The 15,209-nt window shown below is 44.0% G+C and carries 18 protein-coding genes; 1 reads left to right on the forward strand and 17 read right to left on the reverse strand.

Going from position 1 to position 15,209, the window contains the following annotated elements:
* Nucleotides 1-63: 63 nt before the first annotated feature.
* The 11 genes from J3U67_RS07765 to J3U67_RS07815 all read right to left on the reverse strand — a co-directional run bounded on the left by J3U67_RS07765 (nt 64) and on the right by J3U67_RS07815 (nt 9,249).
* A complete protein-coding gene (locus tag J3U67_RS07765; protein WP_267404622.1) occupies nt 64-891 on the reverse strand; it encodes an urease accessory protein UreD in 828 nt (275 codons plus the stop codon).
* Nucleotides 891-1,526 (reverse strand): urease accessory protein UreG, encoded by a 636-nt coding sequence (gene ureG / locus J3U67_RS07770; RefSeq protein ID WP_267404625.1) that lies wholly within the window; start codon nt 1,524-1,526, stop codon nt 891-893. Before ureG ends, J3U67_RS07765 begins: the two co-directional genes overlap by 1 nt.
* 136 nt (nt 1,527-1,662) lie before the next feature.
* Nucleotides 1,663-2,220, reverse strand: coding sequence for a HupE/UreJ family protein (locus J3U67_RS07775; RefSeq protein WP_267404627.1), 558 nt, complete (start codon nt 2,218-2,220; stop codon nt 1,663-1,665).
* Nucleotides 2,221-2,243: 23 nt separating this feature from the next.
* Nucleotides 2,244-2,963 carry an urease accessory protein UreF gene (locus tag J3U67_RS07780; protein ID WP_267404630.1) on the reverse strand — a complete coding sequence of 240 codons (720 nt, stop codon included), beginning with the start codon at nt 2,961-2,963 and terminating at the stop codon, nt 2,244-2,246.
* Nucleotides 2,964-2,974: 11 nt separating this feature from the next.
* The gene (gene ureE / locus J3U67_RS07785) at nt 2,975-3,496 is read right to left on the reverse strand and encodes an urease accessory protein UreE (RefSeq protein ID WP_267404637.1); all 522 of its coding nucleotides are present in this window, start codon (nt 3,494-3,496) and stop codon (nt 2,975-2,977) included.
* Nucleotides 3,450-4,034 carry a hypothetical protein gene (locus J3U67_RS07790; protein ID WP_267404639.1) on the reverse strand — a complete coding sequence of 195 codons (585 nt, stop codon included), beginning with the start codon at nt 4,032-4,034 and terminating at the stop codon, nt 3,450-3,452. The genes ureE and J3U67_RS07790 overlap by 47 nt, the downstream gene beginning before the upstream one ends.
* Before the next feature lie 20 nt (nt 4,035-4,054).
* A complete protein-coding gene (gene ureC / locus J3U67_RS07795; protein ID WP_267404641.1) occupies nt 4,055-5,776 on the reverse strand; it encodes an urease subunit alpha in 1,722 nt (573 codons plus the stop codon).
* A gap of 82 nt (nt 5,777-5,858) precedes the next feature.
* Nucleotides 5,859-6,173, reverse strand: a complete 315-nt coding sequence (gene ureB / locus J3U67_RS07800; RefSeq protein WP_100139706.1) for an urease subunit beta — start codon at nt 6,171-6,173, stop codon at nt 5,859-5,861.
* Nucleotides 6,174-6,263: 90 nt separating this feature from the next.
* On the reverse strand, nt 6,264-6,566 hold the full coding sequence (ureA, locus tag J3U67_RS07805; protein ID WP_100139705.1) for an urease subunit gamma: 303 nt from the start codon (nt 6,564-6,566) through the stop codon (nt 6,264-6,266).
* Nucleotides 6,567-6,792: 226 nt separating this feature from the next.
* The gene (locus J3U67_RS07810) at nt 6,793-8,583 is read right to left on the reverse strand and encodes a 2-isopropylmalate synthase (protein ID WP_267404644.1); all 1,791 of its coding nucleotides are present in this window, start codon (nt 8,581-8,583) and stop codon (nt 6,793-6,795) included.
* A 240-nt stretch (nt 8,584-8,823) separates the two neighbouring features.
* Nucleotides 8,824-9,249, reverse strand: coding sequence for an excinuclease ABC subunit A (locus J3U67_RS07815; protein WP_100139703.1), 426 nt, complete (start codon nt 9,247-9,249; stop codon nt 8,824-8,826).
* Between the two features lie 32 nt (nt 9,250-9,281).
* On the opposite strand from J3U67_RS07815, the gene J3U67_RS07820 reads away from it, so the two are divergent.
* Nucleotides 9,282-9,926, forward strand: a complete 645-nt coding sequence (locus tag J3U67_RS07820) for a 4'-phosphopantetheinyl transferase family protein (RefSeq protein WP_267391406.1) — start codon at nt 9,282-9,284, stop codon at nt 9,924-9,926.
* Here J3U67_RS07820 and J3U67_RS07825 read toward each other — a convergent pair.
* Genes J3U67_RS07825 through J3U67_RS07850 form a run of 6 tightly spaced genes read right to left on the reverse strand, consistent with a single transcriptional unit; the run spans nt 9,910 to nt 15,208 of the window.
* Entirely contained in the window at nt 9,910-11,136 is a 1,227-nt protein-coding gene (locus J3U67_RS07825; protein ID WP_267391407.1) for a beta-ketoacyl-ACP synthase, read from the reverse strand. The genes J3U67_RS07820 and J3U67_RS07825 overlap by 17 nt on opposite strands.
* On the reverse strand, nt 11,130-11,864 hold the full coding sequence (gene fabG, locus J3U67_RS07830) for a 3-oxoacyl-ACP reductase FabG (protein WP_267391408.1): 735 nt from the start codon (nt 11,862-11,864) through the stop codon (nt 11,130-11,132). The genes J3U67_RS07825 and fabG overlap by 7 nt, the downstream gene beginning before the upstream one ends.
* The gene (locus J3U67_RS07835) at nt 11,857-12,327 is read right to left on the reverse strand and encodes a thioester dehydrase (protein WP_267391409.1); all 471 of its coding nucleotides are present in this window, start codon (nt 12,325-12,327) and stop codon (nt 11,857-11,859) included. Before J3U67_RS07835 ends, fabG begins: the two co-directional genes overlap by 8 nt.
* Complete coding sequence (locus J3U67_RS07840) at nt 12,308-13,528, reverse strand: beta-ketoacyl-ACP synthase (protein WP_267404647.1); 1,221 nt, start codon at nt 13,526-13,528, stop codon at nt 12,308-12,310. Before J3U67_RS07840 ends, J3U67_RS07835 begins: the two co-directional genes overlap by 20 nt.
* Nucleotides 13,521-13,961 (reverse strand): hypothetical protein, encoded by a 441-nt coding sequence (locus J3U67_RS07845; protein ID WP_267404650.1) that lies wholly within the window; start codon nt 13,959-13,961, stop codon nt 13,521-13,523. Before J3U67_RS07845 ends, J3U67_RS07840 begins: the two co-directional genes overlap by 8 nt.
* Nucleotides 13,955-15,208: an NAD(P)/FAD-dependent oxidoreductase gene (locus J3U67_RS07850; protein WP_267404653.1), complete on the reverse strand. Its 1,254-nt coding sequence runs from the start codon at nt 15,206-15,208 to the stop codon at nt 13,955-13,957. Before J3U67_RS07850 ends, J3U67_RS07845 begins: the two co-directional genes overlap by 7 nt.
* Between the last annotated feature and the right edge of the window lies 1 nt (nt 15,209).

Raw genomic sequence — 15,209 nt, forward strand, 5'->3', positions numbered from 1 at the left:
AGTTTATACAAATTTATATTTCAATTTAATGCAATTTAAAATTGAATTATTTATTTCATTATTTCAATCATTTTTATTAATCAAAATATTTTGGTTTATTTGATATATAAAATTTTGCAGCGATTCTGCATTCATTCCCAAAGCACGCACACATAAAACGCAATCTGCAGCTTGTGTGATACCCCACAGATAATCATCGTTCTCAAGTGGCCAATCTGGCAATAAAGCGGTGTATATTTGGTTAATTAGCTGCTGCATGTCCGTTTTGCTGGCGGCGGTATTGACATAATAGAGGCAGGCTTGATGGGTGTATTGCTCCATCTGTCCCAATACATTAAGAGGTTGGCGATTGGGTTGCCAGAAGATATTGTCGCTTAGTAATGGCTGTTGCTGATAGTCGATGGTTACTCGTGATGACAAATAACGAAAATCCCAGCGTTCATGATTAAGTACGCGGCCGCAGGCGATGATTTCGCCCAAAATTAGCTGGCAGTTATCCGCTAGACTGATTTGCATCCTTTGAGTTAAGGCCGCATCGCGATGCAGCACCAATGGATGCGGTAGATAGCAAAGCCGGCTGTTTTCATGTAGAAAAATACGTGTATGCTGCTGCGCTTCTGCTGCCTGAGGCATGGATTGGATGCGAGTAAAGGCTTGTGTGAACAAGTACAGTTGTGTTTGTTGCGCCAGCTCTATCTCAATATCTATATGATCACCAGCTAGCAAACCCGGCGAAGAACTCATCTGCATCACCAAGAGTGCCTGAGGCCATACCGGTGTAGCCATATGGGGTAAAGTCAGGATTTTCAGTGGCGGGGTATAAAAGCAATTGCCTAAGATTGTCTGTCTGCGCTGGTTGAGCTGAGTGACAAGTGCTAATCGGCTGTGCATTAGCGTATCAAGCCTGCAGGTTCTGCTACATTTTCCAATAAGGTGTATTTTTTAATCCAGTCTATTATTGTATTTATCCCCTCTTCTGCCATCAGATTGGTAAATACAAACGGCTGCCCTTTACGCATGCGCTGAGCATCATGCTGCATAACTTCGAGACTGGCACCTACGTAAGGAGCCAAATCGGTTTTGTTAATGACCAGTAAATCAGAACGGGTAATACCGGGGCCCCCTTTGCGCGGAATTTTTTCGCCCTGTGCCACATCAATAACAAACAGAGTAACATCGGCCAAATCCGGGCTAAAGGTGGCGGAAAGATTATCACCACCACTTTCGATAAAGACAATCTGAATATCTGGAAACCGCGCCACCATTTCGTCTACTGCTTCCAGATTCATGCTGGCATCTTCACGGATGGCGGTATGCGGACAACCGCCAGTTTCTACCCCCATAATACGCTCAGGTGGCAGCAAGCTATTTTTGGTTAGAAACTCGGCATCTTCCTGTGTATATATATCATTGGTGATTACTGCAATGCTGTATTGCTGTGCCATATGGCGAGTCAGTTTTTCAATCAATGCGGTTTTGCCCGAACCCACCGGACCAGCAACGCCGATTTTTATGTATTGACGCATCTTATGTGCAAACCTTTCGCTTTGGTAAGCGCTTATTTGTATTTATTTTGTGAACAATGTTTTAGACTGTTTAACTCATGCAGACAGACAGAAAGGCAAATCAGCCTTTTCTGTCTGCACGGAGAGTTAATAGCGATCAGGCTGTAAACAGCATCCCAAAGCCAACCAGACCAATCAAGCTGCCGGTCAGGCGTAATAACCATTGCTGTTTGCTCAAGGCCGTACCCAATCCAAAACCGGCAGCGTGCAACGCAGCGGTAACAATAACAAAACCACATGCATAGCTGAATGTGCCATGAGCACCCATTTCAGCACCATGTGCTACGCCGTGAAACAGAGCAAACAATCCGACCAAAACCATGGCTGCTGAAGCAGGTACTTTTTTAAGCCACGCTGCAGCAAGGCCCAGTACCAGTACCGAAGCGGCTATTCCCTGCTCCAGCATCGGTATCTGCATACCATGTGCACCAAGTATAAAACCAACTATCATCACCCCAACGAATGTTAATGGTATTAGCCAGCGCGCTTTTCCGGGGAAAGTAGCAGCCCACAAACCCACGGCCAGCATTGCCAGCAAATGGTCCCAGCCACTGAGCGGGTGCAATGCACCCGCCTGCCAGCCTTCAGTTATATGCCCAGGGTGAGCAAAGGCCAGTACCGGACTTAATAATAACAAGGTAAATATTTTTTTCATGATTTTCTCCATTAAAGATGAATCTAACTCATATATAAACGAGTATATAATCGTTCATGCTGCATGGCTCTGATATCTGTGGCCAGTGTTGTCGCACCTAATTGCTTTATAGAAGGCTGCATACTGGCAGCTACGGTTTCAGCAATCTTTTCATGCAATTCAATTAACATTTCCTGCCCCGCCATCTGGCTAAGTGGAATCAATTTCACCCCATTAGTAATCAGGCCCACTACAGCGTTGTAATAAAATGCCTGTAGGGTAGCTGCTTTATCTAAATGCATTGCAGCCGCCAGCAGACCAAATACCAGTGGATAAAATCCCCGTACCTGCTGTGACAACAGTGCATCCTGAAAGGATCTCACTATGGCTGTCTGGTAATGCGGTGCAAAAATTTTCAGCAGGCGTATGCCCAGTTTGTAGCTACTCTCACGCAGTTCACGAGCTACTTTGGCAGCACCTATCTGTTTATCTAGCTGCATCAGTGCTGGCAGATTATTGTCTTTGCTGGAATGGTAGGCCAATGATACATAGGCACCATCATTGTGTATCCAGTTTTGCTGCAATTGGGTACAAACAAATTCTTTCAGGGTAGCCGAATTATGTACTGCGCCGTGCTGAACAAAGGTTTCCAGCCCGCCGGAGTGGTTAAAGCCTCCAATTGGCAGCGTAGGATCAGCCAGTTGCAGCAATAAACCTGCACGGGTTAAAGCGTGAATATCAAGCTGGCTTCCAAAGCTGCTCATAGATGCAAACATTAATGATGGTGGTGTTCTGCAAAATCATGGCTGTGGCTATGCGTGTGACTACCGCCCACACCTGGTGCAGAATTGGCACGTAATTGTTCACTTAACCGCCGTTGCTGGCACGTAGGCGCAAAACCAGCCGCTTGTAACCATTCAAACAATGGTTTATCAAATGGCAACAGTAATTCATTTCCGTCTAAAAACAATGGGGTATGTTTGTTCCCGATTTCATAACAGGCGCGTGCCATTTCCGCTAGGGTCTGTGGTGCCAGAACCATCACTTCACTAGGCTCAATCTGCACTACGATAGCCAGCTGCTTATCCAGATACACCACATCATCATGATGCAGACGTTGTCCTTCTTTCAGCAGGCGAAAAGCAATTTCTCGCCCGTCATTGGTGGTGGTGCGGATAATGCGGCGTTCTGCTTCAAACCATTGCAGGCAGACGGTATCGACTTTCTGGGTTGTTATCTGCTGCTGTTGTTTAAGCGTTTGCAGATTGCCTATGATGGTCTGAATGATTAAATTCATTTTTTAATTTCGCAATTTGAATAAAATATTTTAATAAGCAAGCACTTATAACAAATAAATAAATAAATTCACCTATAATCAGAAATAAATTTTTAAATACTTCCATTCTAAAATCTTCATGATTCGGATTAAATAATAACCATAGTATCAAATCCATTATCAGCGATATTGCCAGAGCTATAAATCCAAATACTATAGCTGCTGTACGTTCAGTTATTCGTGTATCAACATAAAAATACCATTCATTAAAATCTTTTTTATTGCCAAAACGTATATAAAATACGGTAATAACAAACCATATAAATGCCGAAATAATAATATATTTAAATGAATATACACCTTGACTAGCTATATCCCATTTCTGTAAAAACAAATCTTGGTTATTAAAAAAATTTTCTCCACTTTTGTTAAGCTCAAATGAATTTAAAACAAAAAAACCAGTAGTTAAAATAAATGACATTAGCATCATATTTTTAAATTCACTAATCGTCAATCTTGAAAAATTTTTTATCTTTTGAAAAAACTCACATCTATTCATAATAAATTATCACTCTTTTCTCAAAACAAAAAATATCGCTGTGCCAATGCTACTTTTTTCGCTGGTTCACATGTAATATGCTCACCATTCACGCGTACTTCATATGTTTCCGGATTCACGGTAATTTCCGGCATGTCATGATTATGAATTAGGTCTTTTTTACCGATATTACGGCAATTGCGCACAGGAAGAGTTTGTTTATGCAATCCATACCGGCTACGGATATCGTTATCTACTCCAGCCTGTGAAACAAATAATACGGCAGTATCTTGCACAGCCCGTCCCAGTGCACCAAACATAGGACGATAGATTACCGGCTGAGGAGTCGGGATAGAGGCATTCGGGTCACCCATACGGGCATAACTGATGGTGCCACCTTTGATGATAATTTCAGGTTTGACGCCGAAAAAAGCTGGTTTCCATAAAACCAAATCGGCGATTTTGCCGGCTTCGATTGAACCGACATAATCGTTGATGCCTTGAGCTATGGCAGGATTAATGGTGTATTTGGCTAAATAGCGCTTGATACGGAAATTATCATTGTTGCCGGTTTCTTCAGGCAACGAGCCACGCTGCTGTTTCATTTTGTCGGCAGTTTGCCATGTGCGTACGATAACTTCCGCAACCCTGCCCATCGCCTGTGAATCCGAACTCATAATTGAGAATACACCCATATCATGCAGAATATCTTCCGCAGCAATGGTTTCCGGTCTAATGCGTGAATCGGCAAAGGCTACATCTTCAGCCACACTTTTATCCAGATGATGACACACCATCAGCATATCCAGATGCTCGTCGATGGTATTCACGGTAAACGGGCGTGTGGGATTGGTAGATGCTGGTAAAACATTCGGATACATAGCAGCTTTGATGATATCCGGTGCATGGCCGCCGCCTGCGCCCTCTGTGTGAAAGGTATGGATTACTCTGCCATCAATAGCACGCATGGTATCTTCCAGAAATCCGCCTTCATTCAGAGTATCGGTGTGGATAGCTACCTGCACATCCATTTCATCCGCAATTTTTAAGGAAGCATCGATAACAGCCGCGGTGGCACCCCAATCTTCGTGAATTTTCAACCCCAGCGCACCGGCGGCTATCTGTTCACGTAAAGGCTCGAGGCTGGCGCAATTGCCTTTACCAAAAAAGCCCAGATTGACTGGTGCCTGTTCTGCCGCCTGTAACATTTTTTGTATATGCCACGCCCCTGGTGTAACTGTGGTGGCATTGGTTCCGTCAGCTGGCCCTGTCCCTCCACCAATCATGGTGGTGATGCCGGATTCAATGGCATGGGTAATCTGCTGCGGTGAGATAAAGTGGATATGGGTATCTATTCCCCCGGCAGTGGCGATCAGATTGGCACCATTATGGACTTCGGTGGCCGCACCGATAATCATGTTTGGTGTCACACCATCCATAGTATCGGGATTACCTGCCTGCCCAACGCCCACGATTTTACCATCACGAATACCGATATCAGCTTTGACGATGCCCCAGTAATCCATTATCAGTACATTGGTAATCACCATATCCAACACATTCTGGTTGCTGCGTGTGGCAGTAGCAGACTGCGCCATACCATCCCGAATGGATTTACCACCGCCAAATTTGCCCTCTTCTCCATAAGTAAGTAAATCGCGTTCTACTTCGGCAAACAATTCAGTATCACCTAAACGCACTTTATCGCCTACGGTAGGCCCGTAGGTGGCAACATATTGCTGACGGGAAATTTTCAGGCTCATGGCAGATTCTCGATTCAATTCACTGGTAGAAATGTTTAGTGGTGACTTAATTTGGTTCTGTCTGGTATCTGGATACCAATAATTATTGATTGTTTAGACTGCCATTAATGGCATTATGAAATCCAAATACTTTTTTCAAACCACCATATTCGGTTAATTCTATGGTTTTCACTTCACCAGGCTCGAAACGTACAGCATTACCAGAAGGCACATTCAGGCGCATGCCGCGCGTTTGTTCACGTTCAAATTCCAGCGCCGCATTGGTTTCATAAAAATGATAATGTGAGCCCACTTGTATGGGGCGGTCGCCACGGTTCACTACGGTAATGGTAAGGGTACGGCGATTCTGATTGGCGATAATATCGTCTGCAGCCAGCACATATTCTCCGGGAATCATACATTTCTCCTGATCAGACGTGGTACGAATATTTTGTTTGCATGTAGTTGCTATTTAGCAGGGCGTAACCTGCAATGTCTGAATTCTGTATCAGCGAATGGGCTGGTGTACAGTCACCAGTTTGGTACCATCCGGAAAAGTTGCTTCAATCTGTACTTCATTTACCATTTCAGGCACACCTTCCATCACGTCAGCACTGGTTAATAATGTCGCACCATATTGCATTAATTCTGCTACGCTCATGCCGTCACGTGCTGCCTCCTGTAGCTGGCTGCTGATGTAGGCTATGGCTTCGGGATAATTTAACAGTACACCGCGAGCACGACGTTTGGCAGCCAGTTCGCCGGCCAGAAACAGCATTAGTTTTTCCTGTTCACGACTGGTTAAATGCATGGTTTGTTTTCCTGTGTAAATATCTGAACGTTATTTACATTGCGCTATAAACTAAGATAGTTTTATTTACAATTGATAATAAACTTAAAGTAGTGTTTCTGTATATAGGTAGCTGAATGTTTCGGTGAAATTGATAAACCCGTATAAACATATGCTTATACGGGTTAACACTGCTGAAAACTGGATTTATTTAATATAAACAGCCCAATATAAAGAACAATGCAAGTTAAATCACTCCCTGAGCTTTTACTCTGGGCTGGCTTTCCAGTTTATTAAGGGCTGAAAGATAGGCTTTGGCACTGGCAACAATAATATCGGTATCAGCACCCTGCCCGCTAACCAGATGGCCTTCACGCGACAACCGTACTGTTACTTCGCCCTGACTTTCGGTACCCGCTGTAATGGCGTTTACCGAATACAGCTGCAAATCAGCTGTACTACCCGCTTCTGATTCAATAGCTTTGAAGACAGCATCAACCGGACCAGAACCATGGCTGCTGGCGCGTTTTTCGTTTCCGTCCACATTAAAGACGATTTCAGCTACCGGCTCTTCACCGGTTTCACTATGAATACTCAGTGAAACGTATTTGTAACGATCAGGCGCGCGGCTGACTAACTCATCTGATACCAGTGCATGCAAGTCCTCATCGAAAATTTCGCGTTTTTTATCAGCCAGCTCTTTAAAACGGGCAAAAGCCGCATTTAAAGCTTCTTCACTATCCAGTTCAATACCCAGCTCTTGCAATTTGGTACGGAAAGCATTGCGGCCGGAGAGTTTGCCTAGTGTCAGGCGGTTGGTACTCCAACCTACCGATTCAGCAGACATAATTTCATATGTTTCACGACATTTCAGCACGCCATCCTGATGGATACCGGATTCATGTGCAAAAGCATTGGCACCAACTATGGCTTTATTCGGCTGCACCGGATAACCGGTTACAGTAGACACCATTTTCGAGGTTGGTACTATCTGCGTGGTGTCGATATTGGTTTCCAAGCCAAAAACATCATGGCGGGTTTTCAATGCCATTACCACTTCTTCAAGGCTGGCATTGCCGGCACGCTCACCCAATCCATTAATGGTACATTCTACCTGCCTAGCACCGCCAATCACCGCTGCTAGTGAATTACCCACAGCAAGTCCGAGATCATTATGGCAGTGTGCCGACCAAATTACTTTATCGCTACCCGGTGTTTTCTGAATCAATTCACGGAAAAAGGCTTCTGTCTGAAATGGGATGGCATAGCCCACGGTATCAGGGATATTAATGGTGGTGGCACCTGCTTCAATCACTGCCTGACAGATTTCAGCTAGAAAATTAATATCGCTACGCAATGCATCTTCGCAAGAGAATTCAACATCATCCGTATATTCGCGCGCGATTTTAACGGCTTTGACTGCGGTTTCTTTCACCTGCTGCGGTTTCATCCGCAGTTTATGCTCCATATGCAGGGGGCTGGTGGCGATAAAAGTATGAATTCGTTTCTTCTTGGCTGGTGCGATCGCTTCGCCAGCCTTACGTACATCGCGTTCATTTGCTCGGGATAATGAGCACACTGTGGCATTCTGAATAATTTCAGCAATGGTGTGAATAGCATCAAAATCCCCTGGGCTGGCTGCTGCAAATCCGGCTTCAATTACGTCCACACCCAGCTTCTCCAATTGGCGTGCAATGCGAATTTTTTCTTCCTTCGTCATAGCCGCTCCCGGCGACTGTTCTCCATCACGCAGAGTGGTATCAAATATAATGACTCGATTATTGGTACTGGTCATTCTTGGTCTCTCCAAGGTAGTGTTATTGTGTTGCATAAAAGCATTGATATCGAGCGGCTTGTTTTGTTTCTCAGCCATCAGAATAATTTTTTGCAGTTGATTCAGTGGTAAGGAACCACGCTTACGCCATTTATAGATGGCTGCAGCAGAGGCTGCGCTATCAGGATAATGCTGTTTCAGGGCTTCAGCTAAAGCATTTACGCCACCAAAATAGGCAATTAAGCGGTCTATATTCAATTGCATAACTGACCTTTTGTCCAATTTACTTTTTTCATCATGCTACAATTATTCTATTACGCTAATATACGTAAAATTGGACAAAAAAACAAGTTTATTTTATTCAAAGATATTATTGAAATTATTTTTTAGACATTTTGTACATATTAGAATAATGGTTTTATTTATTATAAAAAAAGCACCATAAACCGTCGTATTAGCCAAAATTAATTAGATATGACGACGGTTTTCTAACTGCTAGAGCTTTTATTTAGCCAAATCCCCTTTCAACGCAACACCTGCAATTACGCCACCAGCATGGCATTCGTATTCATTTGTACTGGCCATACTGTTTTTCTTATAATAGCTGACAATATTCGTTACTTTAGTGGCATGATTAGATGATGCCTGTTCCTGCAACTGTTTTACAGCAGCCAGAAATGCCCATTGACATGCTGCTTCATCTGATTTACCAACGCTGCTGGTTTTTCGATTAGTCACCAATCCAGCCTGCACAACCCGCCCTGAGCTTTTGGCAAAATATAGTTGCACATTTGGATTAAGTACTTTTACTGCTTCAGGCGAATTGAGTGCATCCTGAATCGGAAGCAGTAGTTTGTCATCACGCGCATGAGCTGCAGTTACACACGCCATAAATGCAATCATTATGATGGTACGGGAAAACTTCTTCATTCATTACTCCTTTAATTGTTAAAAAATACTACATGATGAACATAGACTGCGTGATTCTGCTTGCCTCTGCTGATGTATGCGGGCTTTATAGCAATCAGAAACTGGACAACACAGACAGAAAGCGTTTGCAGCAACATCCTGAATTAGAACAGCGTACAGACTGGCAATCGAGCCGTTTTTTAAAACAACAGCTTGCCGATCCATACAGCATTTATTCACTGACCCATAAAAAAGGCCATGCTGGTTTGATTGCCACTTCAACTACTCAAGATGCAATCGGAATTGACATTGAATACGCTCAAAAGCGCAATTTTCTTGAACTGGCACAACTTTTCTGTACTGAAAATGAACAAGCGTGGCTGGTACAACAGGCCGATTTAAGCACGGCTTTTTATCAGTTATGGACACTCAAAGAAGCTTTCATCAAAGTCAGCCGCGGACAATTGGCTGACATGCACCGCTGGTGCTTGGTACCACAAGGTTATAATGCTTTACATATACCGGCACACAATCCTCCTGTGAAAGCCTATAGCTGCGTGATTGATAAAAACTGGCATATCAGCGTTATTTACCCCTCCTCCTTTTCTATATCCCCACAGTGCTGTACTTCTGTCTTCGGACACTGGCAAAACTGTCAATTTAACTGGCATCAGTGGCCAATTAATCCAGCCGTCTGAATACTAGAGACGAATTCACCCCGCCAAAAGCAAAGTTATTATTCATTACAAATTCGGTATGGATCGTACGCGCAGTGTTTACAATATAGTCCAGCTCGCCACAGCGACTATCCACTTGATTTAGATTCAGTGTGGGCGCAAACCAACCTTCATTCATCATCTGAACCGAAAACCAAGATTCCAACGCTCCGCATGCACCCAGCGTATGTCCCAGATAGCTTTTTTGAGAACTAACGGGCACTTGTCCGAAAACATCTTGAGTGGCAAGTGTTTCGGCAATATCGCCTTGCTCTGTAGCTGTACCATGTCCATTTACATAACCAACTTCAGCTGCGTCCAATTGCGCATCTTCTAGTGCCATCTCCATACAACGACGCATGGTCATACGTTCAGGACGGGTAATGTGTGATCCATCACTGGTACAGCCAAATCCGACTATTTCAGCATAAATTTTAGCACCGCGTGCTTTAGCCATTTCATATTCTTCCAGAACAAGAATACCGGCTCCTTCACCGATCACCAGTCCGTCTCGGCTGGCATCATAAGGACATGGTGACAATTCAGGAGTCTCATTGCGCAAACTGGTGGCAAAAAGTGAATCAAATACAAAAGCTTCAGAAACACATAATTCTTCACCTCCTCCGGCTAGCATCATGTCAATCTTGCCATATTTAATGGCTTCATAGGCATAACCAATTGCCTGATTACCGGAAGCACACGCGCTGGAAGTTGGAATCACCCGTCCGGTTAGACCAAAGAAAATAGACAAATTAGCAGCAGTGGTATGCGGCATGATGCGCACATAAGTGTTGGCGTTAAAATTTGCCGAACTGCCATTGAGAACCAGTTCACTGATATCCCTTATGTCCTGTGGACTACCTGTAGAAGAGCCACAGGCTACACCCATGCGCCCATCTTTAATGGATTCATCACCAAGCAGTCCGGCTTCAGCAAGTGCATCTTCTGCTGCCTGAGTGCACATCTGCGCGACTTTACCCATGCTACGTAGCTGCTTGCGCGTCCAATGTACCGGCGGTTGATAGTTCAAAATCGGAGCTGCTAGTCGGGTATTCAAATCTTTATAACGCTCCCAGTTGTCCATATGGACTACTTTATTTTTATAGGCAAGCAATCCAGCTTTTATTGCTGGCCAGTTATTACCTAGAGCGCTGACTCCCCCCATACCTGTAATGACAACACGTCTCAACATAATCCTCCGTTTACAGACAATACTTGCCGTGTGATGTATCCGGCCTGTTCGGAAACTAGAAAAGCTACCGCATGCGCAACTTCTTCTACCTGTCCCATACGTTGCATCGGAATGGCTTTAACAATCTCATCAACAGGTACATGCTCATCAATCATTTCGGTTTCAATCAAGCCGGGAGCCACGCAATTAACGGTAATCTTTCGTTTCGCCAGTTCTACGGCCAATGCTTTGGCTGCACCGATGAGACCCGCTTTAGATGCGCTATAATTTACCTGCCCACGGTTACCGGTAATACCCGAAACTGAAGCCACACAAACAATACGTCCAGCTTTACGCCTGCGTATCATCGGCATCATCACTGGATGCAGTACATTAAAGAATCCATCCAAATTAGTATTCAGCACCTGATCCCAATCTTCATTACTTAGAGCTGGAAAAGCATTATCACGGGTGATTCCTGCATTCAAAACCACGCCATAATATGCACCATGCTCTTCTATGTCAGCCTGCAATATTTCCTTGCATGCCTCTCGCTCACTGATATCAAAAGTGAGGATACGGCTGCGACCGCCAAGTGCAGCTATTTCAGCTGCTACGGATTCAGCAGAATCACGCCTTTTGCGACAGTGAAGTACTATATCCCAACCTGCCTGAGCTAATGTGAGGGCAATGCCTTTGCCGATACCGCGTGCGGAACCAGTCACCAAAATAGTTTTATCGTTATTCATCATCATGCGTTATTATGTTTTCAGTAGGGCTGTAAACGTTCAGTGCCGCTTCAGCCAATAACATTGTTGGCTTTCGATTTTCCTCACACAACCAAAGCTGGCTGTCAAAAACACCAAAACCATTTGCATCCTGCAAAGATGCCTGTATTTTTATCTGCAATATTGCTGGAACGGGCAACGCAGAAAAATAAAGCTGTAGCTTTCTGGTTCCGAGCAAAAAACCTAACCGCACCGGTTCACCAGCATCACGTGATAATACTCCAGCCCAAGCAGCCACTCCTTGTGCCATGATCTCCATGGCCGCCCACGAAGGTAAGCAACCCTCAGATACCAGTATCTGTTCTGGTTTTACACAAGCATATGCTGTCAGACTATGAGCATCATAGGATACTATTTCATCCAATAACACCATTTTGCCACTATGAGGCAGCAGAGAAGCCACTTCATAAATCGGGGTTTGCATTATTACTCCCTATAATCAAAGCAGTATTATTGCCACCAAACGCAAATGAAGTGCTTATAGCAATGCGCGGACTTTCAATATCGAACGTTTCTGAATAATGGGTCAGATGAATAGGAGCCAGCGCAGGATCAATTTTTGTCTTTGCCCGATGCGGTGGTAATAAACCAGCCTTATTGGTTTGATGGCTGATTATCGTCCACAAGAATGCTGCTTCCAGCGCTCCAGCTGCACCCAGCGTATGGCCAGTTAAAGCTTTAGTTGATGCACAGGATACTTCAGCACCCAGTTCGTGATGAATTGCCAGTGCCTCCATAGCATCATTATGGATGGTTCCAGTACCATGCAGATTAACCCATCCAATAGAACCGGCTTTTAATTGTGCTTTTTCTAAAGCCTGTTGTATTACTTTTCTGGCACCTGCGGCATCCGGTCTCGGGCTCGACATATGATAGGCATCACTACAAGAACCATAACCGAGTAATGGCAAACCTTTGTCTGCATCAAGTGTCATAATAAAAACAGCAGCACCTTCTCCAATATTGATGCCATCACGTTCAGCAGTAAATGGCTGACATTGACCCGAGGATAAAACCTTTAAAGCATGGAAACCATTAATGGTCAGTGCCGACAAAGTATCTACACCGCCACAAATTACGGCATCACATAATCCCATACGCAACAATCGTGCGGCACTAATTAAGGCTCTTGCTCCAGATGTACAAGCTGTTGAAATACCATAATGAACATTGCGTAACTGATAGATATGTGCAACAAAATCTGCGGGAGAAGACATCAACTGCAAGCTCTGTTTATAACCACTGTTCAGCCAGTCTTGTCTGATAAATCCATACTCCATCGCAGAACGGTTTTCATCTCCGCCTGTGGTGGATGTACCTAGAACAACCGCTACTCGATCAGCTCCATATTCTGCTATTGCAGCCTGTATCTTATCCTCAATTTGAAACAGTGCATGCCACAACAACTGATTATTCCGACTGCGAAAATCTGAACTCAAATTAGTCGGAAAAGGTCTTAACGGGGAACTAAAGGCACCAAATAGATAAGATTGTCCATTTACCCAACTATCACTTGGTGTCAAATAATTATCTTTTTTACCCAGCAAAGCTATGATATGTTCATGCACCCCGCATCCCAGCGAACTGACCATTGCCGGCTGACTTAGAAAAACCGGCCTATTCATCAGCTAACTCTCTGATTTGCCAATACTGGTTCTTCCAACTGATATCTGCAACAGTATCCCCTTTACCGGTAACAATCTTGACATCATTCAATACAGAGGGTACCGGCCAGTGATGCTGCTGTCCAAGATAGGCATAGACCACAGAAAATAATTGTCGGGCGCCGGGGTTTGGTGGCATAAAACCATCATTACGCCATTTACCATTTTGCAATATCTGTCTTGAAATCGGCGCCCCCAGACTATCCACCTGTACAAAACGCCATTGCTGTCTTCCCAACGGCTCAATTAACAGCAGACTGTTATTTCCATTTACATCAATAATTTGCATACTTAGCGTGTGTTTTAATTCGGGGAGTACATTAATTACCGGTACACTGTGGCAGGCATTCAGAACCACCATAAGCAACACGCAAATAAAAATATTCTTCAGCATGATTTAGCAGGACCGCATATTTCAGCCAGTACATCCAGCCGACGTTCTGAATTAGTGACAAAAGGATTATTTTCATCCCATGCATATCCTGCAAGAATAGAACTAATCATGCGCCTGATTTCAGGATTATTGTGCTCTGCATAGATGACATCCTGAAATTTTGTACTATACCAGCCATTAACATAGGTTTTAAATGCATTGATACCTACTTGTAATTTATCGGCATATTCCTGCTGCCAATTCACCGCCTCACCCGAAAATTGTCGGTGCAATACATCCGCCGCTAACTTGGCTGAATGCATGGCAATGGTTACCCCAGATGAAAAGACTGGATCGAGAAACTCAGAGGCATTGCCCAGCAAGGCAAAGTGTTCACCATACAAACTTTTAACATTTGCAGAATAATTGCGCAGAGTTCGAAAAGGGACTTCATTATCCCATTGAGCATTACTCAGAATACGTTTAAGCATTGGTACTTCACTAACAAACTTCTTAAGAATTGCCTTTGCCCCCTCACAACCATAATTATTCAAGCACTCCGGTTGACCTACCACACCAACCGATGTGCGATTATTGCTAAAGGGAATAAACCATATCCATACATCACGCAAAACAGGATGAGTACATATCAGAATTTTATTGCGATCAAATGTGGGGTCAGTCACATTGTCATCAATATGAGTAAAATAAGCCATACGCTCTGGTAACGAAGAGGAATACTCGAGATTTAATAGTTTCGCTAAGACCCGACCATAGCCACTGGCATCCAGTACAAATTGTGCCTCAATCTGGTAAGCTTTATCTTGTGGATCGGACACCGAAAGCACAGCAGCCTGCCGGTTAAATTCGATTGATTCAACACTATGCTCGAAACGCACTTCTACTCCCTGCTTTTGCGCCTCACTAATTAGAATATGGTCAAAACGGGCACGGGTTACCTGAAAGGTTGTTCCTGGGCCCGGTGAAAACTTATCGGTAAAATCGATAGTCGTATAGCGATTACCCCAACTAAAGGCAGCACCGTTTTTAAATTGAAAACCATCAGAAATACCTGCTTTTATAGCCTCAAGCATCCCTGCCTCTTCGATGAATTCCATACAGTGCGGCAACAGGCTTTCTCCAATTACAAAACGCGGAAAAACCTGCTTTTCCAGCACACAGACCCGATACCCTTTTTTATTTAATAGAGCACTTGCAATGGCACCTGCCGGCCCTGCACCGATAATCACCACATCAAACTGACTCATA

This window comes from Snodgrassella sp. B3837 (assembly GCF_026535955.1).
In the GTDB taxonomy this organism is placed as follows: Bacteria; Pseudomonadota; Gammaproteobacteria; order Burkholderiales; family Neisseriaceae; genus Snodgrassella; species Snodgrassella alvi_E.

Excerpts from the sequence above, each read along its gene's own strand:
- J3U67_RS07825 (WP_267391407.1), bottom strand. The coding sequence starts at position 11,136 with ATGTTGAGACGTGTTGTCATTACAGGTATGGGGGGAGTCAGCGCTCTA.
- J3U67_RS07840 (WP_267404647.1), bottom strand. The coding sequence starts at position 13,528 with ATGAATAGGCCGGTTTTTCTAAGTCAGCCGGCAATGGTCAGTTCGCTG.
- J3U67_RS07815 (WP_100139703.1), bottom strand. The coding sequence starts at position 9,249 with ATGAAGAAGTTTTCCCGTACCATCATAATGATTGCATTTATGGCGTGT.
- fabG (WP_267391408.1), bottom strand. The coding sequence starts at position 11,864 with ATGAATAACGATAAAACTATTTTGGTGACTGGTTCCGCACGCGGTATC.
- J3U67_RS07790 (WP_267404639.1), bottom strand. The coding sequence starts at position 4,034 with ATGAATAGATGTGAGTTTTTTCAAAAGATAAAAAATTTTTCAAGATTG.
- ureA (WP_100139705.1), bottom strand. The coding sequence starts at position 6,566 with ATGCATTTAACCAGTCGTGAACAGGAAAAACTAATGCTGTTTCTGGCC.
- J3U67_RS07780 (WP_267404630.1), bottom strand. The coding sequence starts at position 2,963 with ATGAGCAGCTTTGGAAGCCAGCTTGATATTCACGCTTTAACCCGTGCA.
- J3U67_RS07850 (WP_267404653.1), bottom strand. The coding sequence starts at position 15,208 with ATGAGTCAGTTTGATGTGGTGATTATCGGTGCAGGGCCGGCAGGTGCC.
- J3U67_RS07835 (WP_267391409.1), bottom strand. The coding sequence starts at position 12,327 with ATGCAAACCCCGATTTATGAAGTGGCTTCTCTGCTGCCTCATAGTGGC.
- ureB (WP_100139706.1), bottom strand. The coding sequence starts at position 6,173 with ATGATTCCCGGAGAATATGTGCTGGCTGCAGACGATATTATCGCCAAT.
- J3U67_RS07765 (WP_267404622.1), bottom strand. The coding sequence starts at position 891 with ATGCACAGCCGATTAGCACTTGTCACTCAGCTCAACCAGCGCAGACAG.
- J3U67_RS07775 (WP_267404627.1), bottom strand. The coding sequence starts at position 2,220 with ATGAAAAAAATATTTACCTTGTTATTATTAAGTCCGGTACTGGCCTTT.
- ureC (WP_267404641.1), bottom strand. The coding sequence starts at position 5,776 with ATGAGCCTGAAAATTTCCCGTCAGCAATATGTTGCCACCTACGGGCCT.
- J3U67_RS07810 (WP_267404644.1), bottom strand. The coding sequence starts at position 8,583 with ATGCAATTGAATATAGACCGCTTAATTGCCTATTTTGGTGGCGTAAAT.
- ureG (WP_267404625.1), bottom strand. The coding sequence starts at position 1,526 with ATGCGTCAATACATAAAAATCGGCGTTGCTGGTCCGGTGGGTTCGGGC.
- ureE (WP_267404637.1), bottom strand. The coding sequence starts at position 3,496 with ATGAATTTAATCATTCAGACCATCATAGGCAATCTGCAAACGCTTAAA.
- J3U67_RS07820 (WP_267391406.1), top strand. The coding sequence starts at position 9,282 with ATGATGAACATAGACTGCGTGATTCTGCTTGCCTCTGCTGATGTATGC.
- J3U67_RS07845 (WP_267404650.1), bottom strand. The coding sequence starts at position 13,961 with ATGCTGAAGAATATTTTTATTTGCGTGTTGCTTATGGTGGTTCTGAAT.